Source organism: Polaromonas sp. (assembly GCF_035638815.1).
Classification (GTDB): domain Bacteria; phylum Pseudomonadota; class Gammaproteobacteria; order Burkholderiales; family Burkholderiaceae_C; genus Polaromonas.
In genome coordinates this window covers 1-17,555 of the sequence record NZ_DASQZG010000002.1, presented here as the reverse complement: position 1 = coordinate 17,555, position 17,555 = coordinate 1, and the positions used below count along the sequence as shown (strand labels likewise).

16 protein-coding genes are annotated in these 17,555 nt (G+C 58.8%); 4 read left to right on the top strand and 12 right to left on the bottom strand.

Annotation, left to right across the window (positions count from 1 at the left end; all coding sequences use genetic code 11):
* Positions 1-41: 41 nt before the first annotated feature.
* Complete coding sequence (gene clpB / locus VE934_RS00325) at positions 42-2,642, bottom strand: ATP-dependent chaperone ClpB (RefSeq protein WP_324883159.1); 2,601 nt, start codon at positions 2,640-2,642, stop codon at positions 42-44.
* Between the two features lie 158 nt (positions 2,643-2,800).
* On the opposite strand from clpB, the gene VE934_RS00320 reads away from it, so the two are divergent.
* The gene (locus VE934_RS00320) at positions 2,801-3,409 is read left to right on the top strand and encodes a hypothetical protein (protein WP_324883157.1); all 609 of its coding nucleotides are present in this window, start codon (positions 2,801-2,803) and stop codon (positions 3,407-3,409) included.
* A gap of 18 nt (positions 3,410-3,427) precedes the next feature.
* Here VE934_RS00320 and moaE read toward each other — a convergent pair whose 3' ends face one another.
* The 7 genes from moaE to VE934_RS00285 all read right to left on the bottom strand — a co-directional run bounded on the left by moaE (position 3,428) and on the right by VE934_RS00285 (position 10,131).
* Positions 3,428-3,901 carry a molybdopterin synthase catalytic subunit MoaE gene (gene moaE / locus VE934_RS00315; RefSeq protein ID WP_324883155.1) on the bottom strand — a complete coding sequence of 158 codons (474 nt, stop codon included), beginning with the start codon at positions 3,899-3,901 and terminating at the stop codon, positions 3,428-3,430.
* Position 3,902: 1 nt separating this feature from the next.
* A complete protein-coding gene (gene moaD, locus VE934_RS00310; RefSeq protein WP_324883153.1) occupies positions 3,903-4,154 on the bottom strand; it encodes a molybdopterin converting factor subunit 1 in 252 nt (83 codons plus the stop codon).
* The gene (gene glp, locus VE934_RS00305; RefSeq protein ID WP_324883151.1) at positions 4,151-5,410 is read right to left on the bottom strand and encodes a gephyrin-like molybdotransferase Glp; all 1,260 of its coding nucleotides are present in this window, start codon (positions 5,408-5,410) and stop codon (positions 4,151-4,153) included. Before glp ends, moaD begins: the two co-directional genes overlap by 4 nt.
* Positions 5,407-5,952, bottom strand: a complete 546-nt coding sequence (mobB, locus tag VE934_RS00300) for a molybdopterin-guanine dinucleotide biosynthesis protein B (protein ID WP_324883149.1) — start codon at positions 5,950-5,952, stop codon at positions 5,407-5,409. Before mobB ends, glp begins: the two co-directional genes overlap by 4 nt.
* Before the next feature lie 90 nt (positions 5,953-6,042).
* Positions 6,043-7,479: a threonine synthase gene (gene thrC, locus VE934_RS00295; protein WP_324883147.1), complete on the bottom strand. Its 1,437-nt coding sequence runs from the start codon at positions 7,477-7,479 to the stop codon at positions 6,043-6,045.
* A gap of 79 nt (positions 7,480-7,558) precedes the next feature.
* Positions 7,559-8,881: a homoserine dehydrogenase gene (locus tag VE934_RS00290; RefSeq protein WP_324883331.1), complete on the bottom strand. Its 1,323-nt coding sequence runs from the start codon at positions 8,879-8,881 to the stop codon at positions 7,559-7,561.
* A gap of 11 nt (positions 8,882-8,892) precedes the next feature.
* A complete protein-coding gene (locus VE934_RS00285) occupies positions 8,893-10,131 on the bottom strand; it encodes a pyridoxal phosphate-dependent aminotransferase (protein ID WP_324883145.1) in 1,239 nt (412 codons plus the stop codon).
* Positions 10,132-10,302: 171 nt separating this feature from the next.
* Between VE934_RS00285 and VE934_RS00280 the strand changes: the two genes are divergently transcribed.
* From VE934_RS00280 to VE934_RS00270, 3 genes are all read left to right on the top strand, one after another.
* The gene (locus VE934_RS00280; RefSeq protein WP_324883143.1) at positions 10,303-10,704 is read left to right on the top strand and encodes an Mth938-like domain-containing protein; all 402 of its coding nucleotides are present in this window, start codon (positions 10,303-10,305) and stop codon (positions 10,702-10,704) included.
* A gap of 126 nt (positions 10,705-10,830) precedes the next feature.
* Positions 10,831-11,307: a peroxiredoxin gene (locus VE934_RS00275; protein WP_324883141.1), complete on the top strand. Its 477-nt coding sequence runs from the start codon at positions 10,831-10,833 to the stop codon at positions 11,305-11,307.
* Positions 11,308-11,460: 153 nt separating this feature from the next.
* Positions 11,461-13,146: a PhoH family protein gene (locus tag VE934_RS00270; protein WP_324883139.1), complete on the top strand. Its 1,686-nt coding sequence runs from the start codon at positions 11,461-11,463 to the stop codon at positions 13,144-13,146.
* Positions 13,147-13,290: 144 nt separating this feature from the next.
* Here VE934_RS00270 and VE934_RS00265 read toward each other — a convergent pair whose 3' ends face one another.
* From VE934_RS00265 to carB, 4 genes are all read right to left on the bottom strand, one after another.
* Complete coding sequence (locus VE934_RS00265; RefSeq protein WP_324883137.1) at positions 13,291-14,538, bottom strand: ABC transporter substrate-binding protein; 1,248 nt, start codon at positions 14,536-14,538, stop codon at positions 13,291-13,293.
* 118 nt (positions 14,539-14,656) lie between these two features.
* A complete protein-coding gene (locus tag VE934_RS00260) occupies positions 14,657-15,088 on the bottom strand; it encodes a DUF4149 domain-containing protein (protein WP_324883135.1) in 432 nt (143 codons plus the stop codon).
* Positions 15,089-15,097: 9 nt separating this feature from the next.
* Positions 15,098-15,574 (bottom strand): transcription elongation factor GreA, encoded by a 477-nt coding sequence (greA, locus tag VE934_RS00255; protein WP_324883133.1) that lies wholly within the window; start codon positions 15,572-15,574, stop codon positions 15,098-15,100.
* A 111-nt stretch (positions 15,575-15,685) separates the two neighbouring features.
* A partial coding sequence (gene carB / locus VE934_RS00250) for a carbamoyl-phosphate synthase large subunit (RefSeq protein ID WP_324883131.1) occupies positions 15,686-17,555 on the bottom strand: 1,870 nt, incomplete at its 5' end.

Below are 17,555 nucleotides of genomic sequence, written 5' to 3'. Positions count from 1 at the left end.
ATTGATTCAATAGCAACCCGCGCCGCCTCCAAAGCCCAGGCTCAGGGCGTGGCGCGGTCGAACTTGAACACGCCGGGTTCGCGTACCGGGTCCACATCGACCGGGATCGTGCTTTTAGGCAGGAAGCGCCCTTCGAGCAGCAGCTTGGACAGCGGGTTTTCAATCCGCTGCTGGATCGCACGTTTGAGCGGCCGGGCGCCGAAGACCGGGTCGAAGCCGACTTTGGCCAGTTCGGCAATCGCCGCTTCCGACACTTCCATGTTCAGGTCCATCTTCTGCAGACGCTCGATCAGCGTGCGCAGCTGGATGCGCGCAATCGACTCGATATTTTTCGCGTCGAGCGAATGGAACACCACGGTTTCGTCGATGCGGTTCAGGAACTCAGGGCGGAAGTAGTTTTTGAGCTCGCCTTCAACCGCTTCCTTGACGTCTTCATACGGCTGGCCGACCATGGTCTGGATGATGGGTGAGCCGATGTTGCTGGTCATCACGATCACGGTGTTCTTGAAGTCCACGGTACGGCCCTGGCCGTCGGTCAGGCGGCCATCATCCAGCACCTGCAGCAACACGTTGAACACATCCGGATGCGCCTTCTCAACTTCATCCAGCAGCAGCACGCTATACGGCTTGCGGCGCACGGCTTCGGTCAGGTAGCCGCCCTCCTCGTAACCCACGTAGCCGGGCGGCGCGCCAATCAGGCGGGCGACCGAGTGCTTTTCCATGAATTCACTCATGTCAACGCGGATCAAATGGTCTTCGCTGTCGAACAGGAATCCAGCCAGCGCCTTGCAGAGTTCAGTCTTGCCCACGCCGGTGGGGCCAAGGAACAGGAAGCTCCCGGTCGGCCGATTTGGGTCGCTCAAACCCGAGCGCGAGCGGCGTATGGCGTTGGCCACCGCGCCTATGGCTTCAGCCTGGCCGACCACACGCTCGTGCAGCTTGCCCTCCATCAGCAGCAATTTATCGCGCTCGCCTTGCATCAGTTTGCTCACCGGGATGCCGGTGGACCGGGCGACCACTTCGGCGATTTCTTCAGCGCCCACTTGCGTGCGCAGCAACTTGGGTGCGGCATTGGCGTGCGGTGCGGCCTCGCTGTCCTGCGCTTCTTTGAGGCGTTTTTCGAGGTCGGGCAGCTTGCCGTATTGCAGCTCCGCCACTTTGTTGAAGTCGCCCTTGCGCGTGAACTCTTCAATCTGGAAGCGGATACGGTCAATCTCTTCCATCACGTCTTTGGAGCCAAGCGCCTGGGCTTTTTCAGCCTGCCAGATTTCGTCAAGGTCAGAGATTTCTTTTTGCAGCCGGCCAATTTCTTCTTCGATCAGACCGAACCGTTTTTGCGAAGACTCGTCCTTCTCTCGGCGCACGGCTTCACGCTCGATCTGCAGCTGGATCAGCCTGCGGTCCAGCTTGTCCATCACTTCGGGCTTGGAGTCACGCTCAATGCTGATCTTGCTGGCGGCCTCGTCAATCAGGTCAATCGCCTTGTCGGGCAAAAAGCGGTCGGTGATGTAGCGGTGGCTGAGTTCTGCCGCGGCCACGATGGCCGGGTCGGTGATCTGCACGCCGTGGTGCAACTCGTACTTTTCTTTCAGTCCGCGCAGGATGGCGATGGTGGCCTCCACCGAAGGCTCGCCCACCAGAATCTTCTGGAAGCGGCGTTCCAGGGCAGCGTCTTTTTCGATGTATTTGCGGTACTCGTCCAGCGTGGTGGCGCCTACGCAGTGCAACTCGCCGCGCGCCAGAGCGGGCTTGAGCATGTTGCCCGCATCCATGGCTCCCTCGGCCTTGCCGGCGCCCACCATGGTGTGCAGCTCGTCGATAAAAACGATGGTCTGGCCTTCGTCCTTGGCCAGCTCCTTGAGCACGGTCTTCAGTCGCTCTTCAAACTCGCCGCGGAATTTGGCACCGGCCAGCAGTGCCGCCATGTCAAGAGACAACACCCGTTTGCCCTTGAGAGAGTCCGGCACCTCGCCAGCCACGATGCGCTGGGCCAGGCCTTCCACAATCGCGGTTTTACCAACGCCAGGCTCGCCAATCAGCACCGGGTTGTTCTTTGTGCGGCGCTGCAGCACCTGAATGGCGCGGCGGATTTCATCGTCGCGGCCGATCACCGGGTCCAGTTTGCCCATGCGGGCGCGCTCGGTCAGGTCCAGACAGTATTTCTTGAGTGCTTCGCGCTGGCCCTCGGCATCGGCGCTGTCTACACCCTGGCCACCGCGGACGGTCTCGATTGCTGCCTCGAGCGCCTTGCGGGTCAATCCGGCTTCTTTGGCTAGCCGCCCGGCTTCGCCCTTGCTGTCGGTAACCGCCAGCAAAAAGAGCTCTGCCGCTATGAATTGGTCACCTCGCTTGAGCGCCTCTTTTTCTGTAGCCTGCAGCAGCTTTCCCAAATCGCCACTGCCCTGAACCTGCTCCTGGCCCTGCACAGTTGGCATTTTTTTCACGGCGGCTTCCGTGGCGGTTTGCAGGGCGGTCACATTCACTCCGGCCCGCTGCAGCAAGGCCTTGGGACCGTCTTCCTGGGCGAGCATTGCTGCCAACACGTGCACAGGCTCGATGTAGGCGTGATCGTTGCCAAGCGCGAGCGACTGTGCGTCGCTCAGCGCTTCCTGAAATTTGGTGGTGAGTTTGTCCTGGCGCATGGCGTCCCCTGGTGAATTTAATTGCTGAAGATCTGGGGCCGGAGCGTGGCCTTTTCAATAGTCCTTGTCTAGCACCTCCCTTTATGCACAGCCTGGCCCCGTTACGGATTGATAGAAATCAAGCACTCGGGAAACAGGCGGCGGACTAAAATGGCACCATGAACATTCATCAGGTCTCCGTCAGCTATGTCCAGGAACAGGACCGTCTGATGATCCGCATCAACAGCAAGGACGGAGATGAGTTGCGCGCCTGGCTAACGCGGCGGCTGGCGCTGGCCCTGCTGCCGGCCCTGCACCAGACCGCGAATGAGCAAATGAGAAAAATCGCCAGTCCAGACGCCTTGGCCACCAGTCTGGAAGACCAGCGGTTCCAGATGCTGACCGCGTTTCAAAAAGAAGCCGCCCTAAGGACTGGGGACTTCGATACTCCCTACCAGGAGCCGCCTCCTCATGCGGCGCAAACCACCGCCAAAGTAACGCCCGAACCGCTGCTGCTGACCGAGGTAAAGGTTACCCTGATGAACAGCGGCCAGCTTCATCTGCAGTTGCTTGAAAAGCTGCCTGGCAAGGCCGAAACTCGTAATTTTCAGGTGACGATGGATGCACAGCTGAGCAACGGCCTGCTCCATCTGCTGCACCAGAGTCTGATGACATCACATTGGCTGCAGGTGCCCATGACCCACGTGGACCCTGCCGTTGAAGCAGCACCGGACACCGAGGCCGCAGAACTGGCTGCAGAGCTGTCCAAGCCCAAATACCTGAATTGAGCGCACAGCGCCGGGGGCCTAGGCGTTGGAGCCTTGAATACCCCATTTGGCCAACGCCGCGTCGTCGCTGACCCGTGCATCAACCCAGCGCGCGCCCTCCGGCGTTTGCTCCTTTTTCCAGAACGGTGCCTGGGTCTTGAGGTAATCCATCAAAAACTCGCAAGCCTGAAAACTCTGGCCGCGGTGCGCAGATGTCACGGCCACCAGAACAATCTGGTCCAGCGGTTGCAGCAGGCCCACGCGGTGAATCACACGCGCCGCAAAAATGTCAAAGCGCTTGTGCGCTTCGTCAATCATCGCTTCGATGGCTTTTTCGGTCATCCCGGGATAGTGCTCAAGCTCCATCGAACTGACGGCGGAGCCATCATTGCGGTCCCTGACAGTGCCAACAAAACTGCAAACCGCACCGACTCGCGTATCGCCTTTTCGTAGCGCACTGATTTCATCCGCGAGGTTGAAATCCCCGGTCTGGATGCTGACGCGAGCGGTCATATCAGCCACCCGTCACCGGCGGGAAAAACGCCACTTCGCAGCCTTCTGTCAAAGGTGCGGACTCATCACGCATGACCTGATCAAGTGCCAGCCGAACGGCCTTGCCTCGGGCCAGGCCGCTTGCGTAGGCGGGTCCCCGGGCGAGCAGCTCGTCACGCAGGGCGCCAAGCGTGGCAGCCGTAGTGTCCAGCGACTCGCTGCCCTGCCCTATGGCCTCTCGGACGGATGCAAAATATTTGATGGTGACTTTCATATCACTTCCGAAAACGGGATGAACTGCACAACATCTCCACGCTGAATGGATTTGCCAGCGGGGTTGTCCACGATCCCATCGCCCCAGACGGCGGACGTCAGCACGCCAGAGCTCTGGTTGGCAAACAGGTCGAGTCCACCCGACCCATTACGCCGTACCCGCAAAAACTCGCGGCGCTTGTCGGCCCGGGGCCAGTCAAAATGCGCCGTCATGGCCACCGGGCGCGGCGTCACATCAGTGGCACCCTGCAGCTTGAGCAGAAAAGGCCGCACCAGCACCAGAAAAGTGACAAAACTGGAAACCGGGTTGCCCGGCAGGCCGATGAAGTGCGCCTGCCCAACCTTGCCATACGCAAATGGTTTGCCGGGCTTGATGGCGATTTGCCAGAGATCAAGCGACCCCAGCTGCTGCACCGCGGGCTTGATGTGGTCTTCCTCACCAACGGAAACCCCGCCGCTCGTCAAAATCAGATCGCTGGAGGCACTCGCACTGCGCAGCGCCTCCAGCGTAGCCTCACGCTGGTCGGGCACGATGCCAAAGTCATTGACCTCGCAACCCATGCGCAGCAGTATGGCTCGCAAAAAGAAACGGTTGGAGTTGTAAATGGCGCCAGGCCGCATCTCGGCGGGAGGCACGTCGCCCGGCATGACCAGCTCGTCACCCGTCGAAAACAGCGCGACCCGCGGCTTGCGGGCCACCAGCAACTGATTCATGCCAATACTGGCCGCCAGCCCAATCGCTGCGGGCGTGAGGCGCTCTCCTTTTGAGAGCACCATGCTGCCACGCATTACATCCTCTCCCGCGCGGCGGATCCACTGACCGAGCCGAGGTTGCGCTGCAATGTGCACAAAGCCGGGTTTGTTTTCGAGGATTTCGCAGTCTTCCTGCATCACCACCGCATCAGCGTGTGCCGGAATCGGCGCGCCGGTGAAGATGCGCGCTACGGTGCCCGGCTCCAGCGCAACACCGGCGGCGCCGGCCGCGATGCGCTGCGACACGCGGAGCTCTGCGCACGCTTGCATCACATCGGCAGACCGCACGGCATAACCGTCCATGGAGCTGTTGTCTTCGGGCGGTACCTGAAGCGCAGAGACCACGGACTCTGCAAGCACACGGCCATCGGCATCAAAAGTTGAAACAGTTTGCGCGCCCGCCAGTGGTGCGGCATGAGCCAGCAACTGCGCCAGCGCGTCGTCCAGCGACTTAAGCGGGGGACGGGCAACAGACGTTGCAGCGATGGCCGGAGGGGTGTTCATGCATAGTGCTCGGAGCGGTAAACAAACCGCTCCTGATTTTCAATCAACCAGGTGGCCATAGCGTCAGGGTCGTTCAAATCCAGCACTGGGCGCAGGGTGGCTTGCGGCAACTGGTCCGGCGCATCGGTTGCAATGGCGACTACAAAATCATCGTCCGGGTAGCGGGCAGGTTTGCCGGCGTATTCGGCCGAAGGCGCACGCCACACCTCGATCTTGAGCAGGTCACTGTCCTTGAAGCCCTCTACCAGCACCCAGTCCACGCCGTCATACAGCTCTGCGATCAGATGGTGCACGGACAGTGAGGTGGGAAGCTCGAACTCACGGATCAGCGCAAGCCGCTTGTCTGACGCGGCCACCACCTCAAAGGCCCCGGCCTCACGGTGCCTGTAAGTGTCTTTGCCCGCGTAATCAATGTCAAAGCTGTGGTGCGCGTGCTTGACCACCGACACCCGCAAACCGCGCAGCTTGAGCGCCGCAATCAGGCTCTCTACCAGAGTCGTCTTACCCGAACCGGAATAGCCGGCAAATGCAACCACGTTCATAAGTTTCTTTTCACCGATCCTGAATCGCTATAAATTGCATAGCAAATTATTACCGCGAACAAAGGGCAGAATGCCGATTTAACTCACAACTCAGCTCACACGGCTGCGGATAAAGCTTTTGACCAGTTCCGCATCGGCCGCCAAAAGCGTGACGCGCTTGGGCAGGTTTTCAATGCCTTCAAATCTTGCCGGCCGGGGCGGCATGCAGCCCAGAGCCTCTTCGATGGTCGCGGCAAACTTGATTGGCAAGGCTGTCTCCAGCACCAACATGGGCACACCACTTTGCAGATGCGCGCGAGCGACCTTCAGGCCGTCGGCGGTGTGGGTATCTATCATCATGCCGAAGCGGGCAAAGGTATCGCGGATGGTCTGCAGCCGGTCGGCATGGGTACTCTTGCCGCTGACAAACCCGTAGCGCTGGGCCGCAGCCTGAAAAGCGGCATCCCCGCTCAAATCAAACCGGCCTTGCGCGGCAAGCTGTGTCCCAAACAGGTCGGCCAGGCGGCTTGCATCGCGGCCAACCAGATCAAACACAAAGCGCTCGAAGTTGGACGCCTTGGAAATATCCATCGACGGGCTGGAGGTTTCGTGGGTGTCAGCACTGCCCCGCACGCGGTACACGCCCATGCGGAAAAATTCATCCAGCACATCGTTCTCGTTGGTGGCCACCACCAGCTTGTCAATCGGCAAGCCCATCATGCGCGCCACATGGCCAGCGCAAACGTTGCCGAAGTTGCCCGAGGGCACGGTGAAGCTGACTTTTTGAACCTCGGTTAGGGCTGCGCCTGTCGAAGCCTGGGTCGCTTGTAGGTAGCCTGCGAAGTAATAGACAACCTGGGCGACAAGCCGAGCCCAATTGATGGAGTTGACCGTACCGATCTTGTACTTGCGCTTGAAAGCCAAGTCGTTGGACACGGCTTTCACGATGTCCTGGCAATCGTCAAACACGCCCTCAATCGCAATGTTGTGGATATTGGCGTCTTGCAGGCTGAACATCTGCGCCTGCTGAAACGGGCTCATGCGGCCTTGCGGCGAGGTCATAAAAACCCGTACACCCTTTTTCCCGCGCATGGCGTACTCGGCTGCGCTGCCGGTGTCGCCACTGGTTGCGCCCAGGATGTTGAGCTCTTCACCACGGCGCACCAGTTCGTATTCGAACAGATTGCCCAGCAGTTGCATGGCCATGTCCTTGAAGGCCAGCGTTGGGCCGTTGGAAAGGGCCTCAAGGTAAACGCCGTCTTCCAGCATGCGCAGCGGAACAATTTCCTTGCTGCCAAAAACGTCCTCGGTGTAGGTCTTCTCGCAGATCGCTTTCAAATCCGCTGCCGGGATATCGTCGATGTACAGCGAAAGGATTTCAAACGCCAGCGCCGCGTAGGGCAGACCGCGCCAGCTTTCCAGCGTGGCGGCATCCACCTGCGGATAAACCTCGGGCAAATACAGGCCGCCATCGGGCGCCAGGCCTTCGAGGAGGATTTCGCAGAAGTGCTTGCGGTCGGTGTGGCCGCGGGTGGAAACATATTTCATGAGTGTCCGCCCGGCCGCCCGAAGGAAAACGAACGCCCCCTCGGGGGGCAGAGAACGAAGTGAACGTGGGGGCGATTCATCAGGCGAGTTCTTCCTTGCGTATGCGTGTGATCGGCGACAGCACGGTGGGTAGCGCCTGCATCTGCGCAATGGCCGCATTCATCTTGGCCTCCACGCAGTCGTGCGTCAGGATGATGAGGTCGGTGTGGGTGGAACCCTCGCCGCCCACTTCATCAGCTTCGCGCTGCAACATCGCATCAATGCTGATGCCAGCCTCAGCCAAAATGCCCGTGACCTTGGCCAGCACGCCTGCCTGATCAGCCACATTGAGCCGAAGGTAGTAACTGGTGACCACCTCACTCATGGGCAACACCGGCATGTCGCTCATGGCGTCGGGTTGAAAGGCCAAGTGCGGCACACGCTGCGCAGCATCGGCGGTGTGCAGGCGCGTCACGTCAACCAGGTCGGCAATGACGGCTGATGCAGTTTGCTCTGAACCAGCACCGGCGCCGTAATACATCGTGATCCCTGCCGCATCGCTTTTCACCATGATGCCGTTCATGGACCCTTCAACATTGGCCAGCAAGCGCTTGATGGGAATCAAGGTCGGGTGCACGCGGAGCTCAATGCCGTTTTGGGTGCGCTTGGTAATACCCAGCAACTTGATGCGGTAGCCCAGCTGGAAGGCGTAGCTGATGTCAGCCGCTGCCAACTGAACAATACCTTCGACATACGCCTTGTCAAACTGCACGGGTATGCCAAAGGCGATGGCCGACAAAATAGTGGCCTTGTGAGCGGCGTCTACGCCTTCAATATCAAACGTCGGATCCGCCTCGGCGTAACCGAGCCGCTGCGCTTCCTTGAGCACCACGCCAAAGTCCAGACCTTTGTCGCGCATTTCGCTCAGGATAAAGTTGGTAGTGCCGTTGATGATCCCGGCGACCCATTCAATACGGTTGGCCGAAAGGCCTTCGCGCAGCGCCTTGATGATGGGGATGCTCACGGCAACCGCACCCTCAAAGGCAACCATTACGCCCTTGTCCTGCGCCGCGGCAAAGACCTCGTTGCCATAGGTTGCCAGCAGCGCCTTGTTAGCGGTGACCACATGTTTGCCATTGGCAATGGCCTGCATGACCAGATCTTTGGCCACGGTTGTTCCGCCCATGACCTCAACAACAATTTCCACGTCGGGGTCGTTGACCACGGCAAACGGGTCACCAACCACCGTCACGCCTGCACCGGCAATGCTGCGGGCACGCTCCACATTGCGCGCTGCCACCATGGAAATTTCGATACCCCGTCCAGCACGGCGGCGAATTTCTTCCTGATTGCGCTCCAGCACTTTGAAAGTGCCGCTACCCACTGTGCCTATACCCAGAAGACCTACCTTGATGGGTTTCAGATTCGTCGATGTCATGCTCTTCTTACTTCTTTCAGCGGGTTTCTTCGGGTTTCCAAAAATTTTGCGATGCGGCCAATGGCTTCGCGCAAGTCTTCCTCATGCGGCAAAAACACAATGCGAAAGTGGTCAGGTGCGGCCCAGTTAAAGCCCGTGCCCTGCACCAGCATCACCTTGGTTTCTTTGAGCAGCTCCAGGAAAAACTGCCGGTCGTCGGTGATGGGGTAGACCTCGGGGTCCAGCTTGGGAAACATGTACAGCGCAGCGCTAGGCTTGACGCAGCTCACACCGGGGATGGCCGTGATCAGCTCATAAGCCAGATCGCGCTGGCGGCGCAGGCGGCCGCCTTCACAGGTAAGGTCATTAATGCTCTGGTAACCGCCTAACGCGGTCTGAATCGCCCACTGGCCCGGCACGTTGGAGCAGAGCTTCATGTTGGCCAGCATGTTGAGGCCCTCGATGTAGTCTTGCGCCTGCTTCTTGGGCCCAGACACGACCAGCCAGCCTGCGCGATAACCGCATGAGCGATAACTTTTGGACAGCGAATTGAAGGTCAGCGTCAATACATCGGTCGACAAGCTCGCAAGCGCGGTGTGTTTAACGCCGTCATACAGCACCTTGTCATACACCTCGTCAGCCAGAATCACCAGCCCATGCTCGCGCGCGATCGCAATGATGCCGAGCAGCAACTCATCTGAATACAGTACCCCGGTCGGGTTGTTGGGGTTGATGACAACGATGGCCTTGGTTTTAGGCGTGATCCGTGCGCGAATATCGGCCAGGTTCGGCATCCAGCCGTTTTCTTCGTCACACAAATAGTGCACCGGCGTACCGCCCGACAGGCTGGTGCTGGCCGTCCATAAAGGGTAGTCAGGCGCCGGGAGCAGAAGCTCGTCACCGTTGTCCAGTAGCGCGTTGGTGGCCATCGAGATCAGCTCGCTGGCGCCGTTGCCCAGGTAGATGTCGTCCAGAGTGACGCCCCTGACGCCCTGCTTCTGGGTCTCGTGCATCACCGCCTTGCGCGCGGCAAAAATGCCTTTGCTGTCCGAATAACCTGCCGAATTCGGCAGGTTGCGGATCATGTCCTGCTGCACTTCCTCAGGCGCGTCAAAACCGAACACCGCCAGGTTGCCAAGGTTGAGCTTGATGAGCTTTTGCCCTTCTTCTTCCATCTGCTTGGCGGCATCCATGATCGGCCCACGGATGTCGTAAAGCACATTGGCCAACTTCGCAGATTTGGTAATAGGTTTCATAAAACTTTGAAAAATTTAGGCAAGAGCCCCGGGCAGCAGATGCTGACCAACGAACTTGCAACCAGAAGTAAGCGCGGCTTACCTCGTAAAACCTGAGCGGAATCTATAATTTGACCACATAAACCCGTGATTTCACGGGCCGCCGGCCGCCTTTCCCCTCCCCGACACCGCATGAAACTTCAGCCTGACCACTTTGACGTTCAATCCATTCTTGGCTATGGACCGGGCTGGATAGGTCTGGGAAGTCAGGGCGTGGCCGAAAAAATCTCTCACAGCATCGTGATTGGCTCCCGCGGCGAGAAATTCCCTTGGCAATGCCCGCGTTTTGAGGACCTTACCGAGGAGCACTTTGCCCGCCTGGCAGAGGCCAAACCCGAATTGGTGATTTTTGGCAGCGGTGCGCGCCTGCGCTTCCCGCCGCCCGCTTTTCTGCGCAGTTTGATGGCCCAACGCATCGGCGTCGAAACCATGGACACACTGGCCGCCTGCCGCACCTACAACATCCTGGCCGGAGAGGGAAGAAAGGTTATGGCCGCCCTGCTGATTGAGCACGAGGACCTGACTCGCCAATGACGGGGTGACGCTTTCAGGGTAAAATCGAAGGTTGCATTTGGTACGACGTTCGGGTTTTAAACCCCATGAATGTCATCGCCAGAGCCAACGGCTAATTACAACTACTATCGTCAGGGTCCAAGCAGTATGGCAGTCGTCGTTAACAAACCTCTCCCCGAATTTGAAGCCAACGCCACCAGCGGCGTCAAGGTTTCCAACCAAACCCATCTTGGCCACGTCGTCGTTCTGTACTTCTACCCCAAGGACAACACCCCCGGTTGCACCACAGAAGCCATGCAGTTTCGCGACCGCTACAAAGACTTTGTCAAAGCCGGCGCCACCGTGTTCGGTGTCTCGCGCGACAACATGAAGTCCCACGACGAGTTCAAGGCCAAGCTCGAGCTGCCTTTTGAGCTGATTGCCGATACCGAAGAAAAAATGTGCCACATGTTTGGTGTTGTCAAAAACAAGATCATGTACGGCAAAAAGGTCAAGGGCATTGAGCGCAGCACCTTCCTGGTGGGCGCAGACGGCACCCTGAAGGAAGAGTGGCGCGGCCTGAAAGTTCCGGGCCACGTTGATGACGTACTCAAGGCTGTTAAAGCCCAGAAAAAGGCTGTGTAAAAAGCTTCTTTAGCAGCAGGTTTGCCTTCATGGGAGTCGTGTATAGTGACTTCATGCTGTTGACCCTAGCGACTGCGCCCACCGAAAAAGCCGCCCTGGCCTCCAGGCGGCTTTTTCGCTTTTTGAACCTCTACAAAGTGAGCCCCACGCACTATGCCCCTGCCACCCGCCCCGACCAAACGCGCTGCTTTGCTCTCCACCGACGCTTTCGATGCGCCGGCCCGATCGCACTCCAAAGCTGCTCGAAAGACGGAACAAGCCGAGCAGGCCCGCACCCCACCCGCGCTGGAACTGTTTGACACCCGCACCGGCGGCGAGACAGAAGCCCCTTCGGCTTATGTAGACAAAGAGACCTCCCGCCCAGGCAAATCGGACGCGGACAGCTATCAAAAGCGTAGCGTTTCGGAGACTGCCCGTCCACAGGCAGCACCCAAACCCAAAAAGCCAAAACACACCGGGCCGACCAAGCTGTTTGTGCTGGACACCAATGTGTTGATGCACGACCCGATGTGTCTTTTCCGCTTTGAAGAACACGACATATTTTTGCCGATGATCGTGCTTGAAGAGCTGGACGGTCACAAAAAGGGCATGACCGAAGTGGCGCGCAATGCCCGCCAGACCAGCCGCACACTGGACGCCCTGGCCGGCACCACGGACATCGCAAAAGGCCTGAAGCTTGACACCACGGGTCACCGTGAGGCTGGTGGCTGCCTCTTCTTCCAAACCCAGGTACTCGATTATTCGCTGCCCATGAGCTTGCCACAGGGCAAGGCAGACAATCAGATCCTTGGCGTGGTTGAGGCACTTCGCAAAGAGCATGCACCGCGTGAGGTTGTACTGGTGTCCAAAGACATCAACATGCGCGTCAAAGCGCGTGCCCTGGGCCTGGCCACTGACGACTACCAAAACGACAAAACACTTGAAGACGGCGACCTGCTCTATTCCGGCTCGCTCGCCCTGCCGCTTGACTTCTGGACCCGCCAGAGTAAAACCATCGAAAGCTGGCAACAAGGCAGCGCCACCTTTTACCGCATCACCGGCCCCATTGTCGGCAGCCTGCTGATCAACCAGTTTGTCTTTTTTGAAGCACCGGGCGAACCACCGCTGTATGCACGCGTGACAGAAATCCGCGCCAAAACTGCAGTCCTCAAAACCCTGAAGGACTACAACCATCTCAAAAACGCGGTGTGGGGCATCACCACCCGCAACCGCGAACAAAATTTCGCGATGAATCTGCTCATGGATCCAGAGGTCGACTTTGTCACCCTGGCCGGCACGGCAGGTACCGGCAAAACACTGATGGCATTGGCCAGCGGTTTGACCCAGGTGCTGGACGACCGGCGCTACACCGAGATCATCATGACCCGCGCGACAGTGAGCGTAGGCGAAGACATCGGCTTCTTGCCAGGCACCGAAGAAGAAAAAATGGGCCCCTGGATGGGCGCACTCGACGACAACCTCGAAGTGCTGGGCAAAAACGACAGCGGCTCCGGCGAGTGGGGGCGTGCCGCCACCAACGAGCTGATCCGCTCACGCATCAAAGTCAAAAGCATGAACTTCATGCGCGGCCGCACCTTCCTCAACAAATACGTGATCATCGACGAAGCGCAAAACCTGACGCCCAAACAGATGAAAACACTGATCACCCGCGCCGGCCCCGGCACCAAGATCATCTGCATGGGCAACCTTGCACAGATCGACACACCCTACCTCACCGAAGGCTCATCCGGCATGACCTACGCGGTAGACCGCTTCAAAGGCTGGCCACACGGCGGACACATCACGCTGGCGCGTGGTGAGCGGTCGCGGTTGGCGGATTTTGCGAGTGAAGTGCTTTGACGAGCACTGACTGAGACGCTCCTCTCCGCCATCGCGATCCGGCTTACATGTTTTATGAGCAGGATCGTATGACGGCCCAAGGGAGCGGAACAGGCTCGAAGTCCCGGCCCGCCACCAATCCCGAGCGAGCCCGCCGTTGCCCCTCTACTGTTTACGCTGCACGAACAGGTTGCGTTTGGCGTCTTCCGGATAGGCAAAGGTCACAGCGCCATTCTTGACCTGCCCCATCACCAGCATGTTGGCGGAGATGGCGTCTTTGTCTTGTTTGCTGAAGGGTTGATCGTAAGTTGCCACAACGCCGTAGTAAGTCCGGTTTTTATTTTCTAAAGCGCTCTTGATGGCTGGTCCGCTGAGGTTGCCGTCACGGATGCCCAGCAGCGCATACACCAGGATGTACATGGCGTCATAGCCCTGCGCTGCAGCCATTGGTACCGGAATTTTTTTCACATTGAATTTACGAGCGTAACCGGTCAGAAATGAAGCCCTGCGCTCGTTGCTGGGCTCGGCAATGAATGTCTGCGCCATCAGCGCGCCGTCTGCCGCCTCTTTGCCGCCCTCAACAAATGACGGGAACGACAAAGGCCAGGCGCCGACCTGCGGCACTTTCCAGCCGAGGGCCTGCCGGCCGCGTGCAATGACTGCGTTTTCAGGGCCCACGGTGTAGCTGAATACAACATTGGCACCCGCGGCCCGCGCGGCTTTTAATTCCTCCGTCAGATCGGTCACGCCCAGCTTGAAGCGAGTAACGTAAACGGGCTGCAGCTTCTTGGCAGTCAGGGCGCTTTCGACGTCCTTGAGCCCGGCGTCACCGTATCCGGTGGTGTCTGCGAAAACAGCCACCTTGTTCCAGCCGCGCTTGACGATATCCTCCACCACGAATGGCGCCTGAATGGCGTCCTTGGCCGAGGTGCGAAAAACATAACTGTCGGGCCCCGGAAACTTAGCCGTGAGCGGGGACCCGGTTGCGCAGGGAATGATGAGGGGCATTTGATTGCCCTGAAACACATCAAGCGACTTTGCGGCCACGCCGGTGTTACAAAAGCCAATCGTGGCCGAAACCTTCTCTGCGACGAGCTCCTGCGACATCTTCAGCCCCACGTCGGGATTGGCCTGGTCGTCCTTTTTTACAAGCTCGATCTTGCGACCCAGATACCCGCCCACGGCGTTGATTTCGTCGACGGCCTGTTGAACCCCGTTAAACATCGGCACTCCGAAATCGGCAGATGCCCCCGTCAAGGGGCCAATCACGCCAATCCTGAGCGGGTTGCTCGCGGGGACTGCCGCGCCCTGCGCCCATACCGCCGTTGCGCCTGTAAAGAGGGCCGCGGCTAAAAGGGATTTGATGGTGGGCCTGGCGGAAGAAACCCGCTGAAATTTGATGCGAATCGACATGCATGTTCTCCTGAGTATCCCTAGCTTAGGATGTCAGAGGAAATGCGATAAGGGGGGATTCCCGCAGCGGGTATGTCCCGTCAGCAACCCGTCACCCGCCTGCAGGTTCGCAACAGAATCAGGGTGTGCGCGTATCGCCAGACAGACGCCACAAGGCCATCCCGGCGCACACCCACTGAAGCAAGTACATGGCACTGCCGATGCCGTGCCAAAGTTTGAGATTGCCTCCCTCAGCGCGCGCATTGACAATGCGCGCCGCAACGCCAAACTCCACCAACACGGCGAGAAAAAGTCCAGCCACTATGAATTTGATAGCAGTCTGCGCTTGTAAAGAAGTGGCGGATGACTCTTTTTGATTCAAAGCCATCAGCAGAAGCATGGTGCAGCCCACGCTCAACCAGGTTTGGCCAGTAAACAGTTTGGCGGCGATTGCGCCAGCCGCCGCAGGGCCACTCATATGAGTGAACAGAAGTGGCACAACCAGAAATCCCAGACTTGTCAGGCTGCCCCACCACAGGGCGGCCAGCAGAAGGCTCAGACGTGGCTTCATGCAGCAGATTTAGATATACATCACCGCAATGATTTCGTAGCGCTTGATCCCGCCCGGAGCCTGCACCTCGGCCGTGTCACCTTCGGATTTACCTATCAGCGCGCGCGCAATCGGTGAACTGATGTTGACCCTGCCCAGCTTGATGTCGGCCTCGTCCTCGCCCACGATCTGATAAGTCACCTTGTCACCGGTGTCCTCGTCTTCAAGTTCAATGGTCGAGCCAAACACCACCTTGCCACCGGCATCCACCTCGGTCGGATCAATAATTTGCGCAGCCGAAAGCTTGCCTTCAATCTCCTGGATACGTCCCTCAATAAAACCCTGACGATCTTTGGCGGCGTCGTACTCCGCGTTCTCGCTAAGGTCGCCCTGAGCACGCGCCTCGGAGATCGAATTGATGACCCAGGGGCGATCAACAGTCTTGAGCTGGTGCAGTTCAGCCTTGAGCTTTTCTGCGCCCTTTTTGGTAATGGGAAGTGTTGCCATGGTTTCTGTGCTCCAAAAGCGAAACCGCCACCAGTCACCTGGCGGCGGCGTATTTATGCTGGTTCAAGTTTAATGCAAATGCTCAACCATCAACCCGGTACTTGTCCGGATTCAGGCCAGCTGGGCGTGCAGCTCCTGAATCGAGTAAACGCTCAGGTTGTCGAGGTATTTCATCCCCTCCACTGCTGCTTCTGCCCCTGCGATGGTGGTGAACGTAGTAACCCGGGCTAGTAACGCCGAGGTGCGTATCTGGCGAGAATCTGCGATCGCGTTGCGGCGCTCTTCAACCGTGTTGATGACAAGCGCAATCTCATTGTTCTTGATCATGTCCACAACGTGAGGCCGGCCCTCGGTGACCTTGTTGACCACGCCGCAGGCAATGCCCGCGCCCGTGATGGCCGCAGCAGTGCCCTTGGTGGCGACCAGCTCAAACTTGAGCGCTATCAAGGCGCGAGCCACTTCAACCGCCCGCAATTTGTCATTGTTCTTGACGGTCAGGAATACCTTGCCTGACGTTGGCAGCTTGGTGCCTGCACCCAGTTGCGACTTGACGAACGCTTCGCCAAAGGTTTTGCCGACACCCATCACCTCACCAGTGGATTTCATCTCGGGGCCGAGAATCGTGTCCACGCCCGGGAATTTGACGAAAGGAAACACGGCTTCCTTGACACTGAAATACGGAGGCGTGACTTCTTGCGTGACGCCTTGAGAGGCCAGGGTCTGGCCCACCATGCAGCGCGCCGCAACTTTGGCCAGCTGGATACCCGTAGCCTTGCTCACAAATGGCACGGTGCGGGACGCGCGCGGATTAACCTCCAGCACATAGATGACGTCCTTGCCATCCACGTGCTGAATGGCAAACTGCACGTTCATCAGTCCCACCACGTTTAGCGCTTTGGCCATGGCCGCTGTCTGGCGCTTGATCTCCGTCACTGTTTCCGCTCCCAAAGAGTACGGCGGCAGCGAACAGGCAGAGTCACCACTGTGCACGCCCGCTTGCTCAATGTGCTCCATGACACCACCGATGAAGGTAACTCCCGAGGAATCACGGATGCAGTCGACGTCGCATTCGATCGCGTCATTGAGAAAGCGGTCCAGCAGCACCGGTGAATCATGGCTGACCTTGACCGCTTCACGCATGTAGCGCTCAAGGTCGCGCTGTTCGTGCACGATCTCCATGGCTCGGCCGCCTAGCACGTAGCTGGGGCGCACCACCAAGGGATAACCGAGGGCTGCCGCTTTTTCCAGCGCTTCAGGTTCGGTCCGCGCAGTCGCATTGGGTGGCTGACGAAGTTTCAACTCATGCAACAGCTTCTGGAAACGCTCACGGTCTTCCGCTGCGTCAATCATGTCGGGCGAGGTGCCGATGATGGGAACGCCGTTTTTCTCCAGATCCAGCGCCAGCTTCAAAGGCGTCTGACCGCCATATTGAACAATCACGCCCAAAGGCTTTTCCTTGTCGACGATTTCCAGCACATCTTCAAGCGTCAAGGGCTCAAAGTAAAGACGGTCGCTCGTGTCGTAGTCGGTAGAGACGGTCTCGGGGTTGCAGTTGACCATGATGGTCTCGAAGCCGCCCCCATCCTTCGCGGAGGGACCGCCGTGCTTCTCGCTCAGCGCGTAGCAGGCGTGGACGCAGCAATAGTCGAACTCGATCCCCTGCCCGATCCGGTTCGGCCCGCCGCCCAGAATGACGATCTTCTTGCGGTCGCTCGGCTCGCTTTCATCCTCGGGCGCGCCAAAGCTCGGCGCCTCGTAGGTCGAGTACATATACGGCGTCTTGGCGGCGAATTCGGCGGCGCAGGTGTCGATCCGCTTGAACACCGGCCGCACGCCCAGCTTGTGGCGCAGCGCGCGCACCTCCGCTTCGGTGCTGGCGCCGGTCAGCGCGCGCAGCGCCTCGTGGATCAGGCCCGTGCCGCGCGCCTGGATCTTGCCCATGCCGGGGCGCAAGCCCGCCGATTTGACCGCCAGCTCAGCG

What these genes read in the sequence shown, in the direction of transcription:
- clpB (WP_324883159.1), bottom strand. Translation starts at nt 2,642, where the DNA reads ATGCGCCAGGACAAACTCACCACCAAATTTCAGGAAGCGCTGAGCGAC.
- VE934_RS00320 (WP_324883157.1), top strand. Translation starts at nt 2,801, where the DNA reads ATGAACATTCATCAGGTCTCCGTCAGCTATGTCCAGGAACAGGACCGT.
- moaE (WP_324883155.1), bottom strand. Translation starts at nt 3,901, where the DNA reads ATGACCGCTCGCGTCAGCATCCAGACCGGGGATTTCAACCTCGCGGAT.
- moaD (WP_324883153.1), bottom strand. Translation starts at nt 4,154, where the DNA reads ATGAAAGTCACCATCAAATATTTTGCATCCGTCCGAGAGGCCATAGGG.
- glp (WP_324883151.1), bottom strand. Translation starts at nt 5,410, where the DNA reads ATGAACACCCCTCCGGCCATCGCTGCAACGTCTGTTGCCCGTCCCCCG.
- mobB (WP_324883149.1), bottom strand. Translation starts at nt 5,952, where the DNA reads ATGAACGTGGTTGCATTTGCCGGCTATTCCGGTTCGGGTAAGACGACT.
- thrC (WP_324883147.1), bottom strand. Translation starts at nt 7,479, where the DNA reads ATGAAATATGTTTCCACCCGCGGCCACACCGACCGCAAGCACTTCTGC.
- VE934_RS00285 (WP_324883145.1), bottom strand. Translation starts at nt 10,131, where the DNA reads ATGAAACCTATTACCAAATCTGCGAAGTTGGCCAATGTGCTTTACGAC.
- VE934_RS00280 (WP_324883143.1), top strand. Translation starts at nt 10,303, where the DNA reads ATGAAACTTCAGCCTGACCACTTTGACGTTCAATCCATTCTTGGCTAT.
- VE934_RS00275 (WP_324883141.1), top strand. Translation starts at nt 10,831, where the DNA reads ATGGCAGTCGTCGTTAACAAACCTCTCCCCGAATTTGAAGCCAACGCC.
- VE934_RS00270 (WP_324883139.1), top strand. Translation starts at nt 11,461, where the DNA reads ATGCCCCTGCCACCCGCCCCGACCAAACGCGCTGCTTTGCTCTCCACC.
- VE934_RS00265 (WP_324883137.1), bottom strand. Translation starts at nt 14,538, where the DNA reads ATGTCGATTCGCATCAAATTTCAGCGGGTTTCTTCCGCCAGGCCCACC.
- VE934_RS00260 (WP_324883135.1), bottom strand. Translation starts at nt 15,088, where the DNA reads ATGAAGCCACGTCTGAGCCTTCTGCTGGCCGCCCTGTGGTGGGGCAGC.
- greA (WP_324883133.1), bottom strand. Translation starts at nt 15,574, where the DNA reads ATGGCAACACTTCCCATTACCAAAAAGGGCGCAGAAAAGCTCAAGGCT.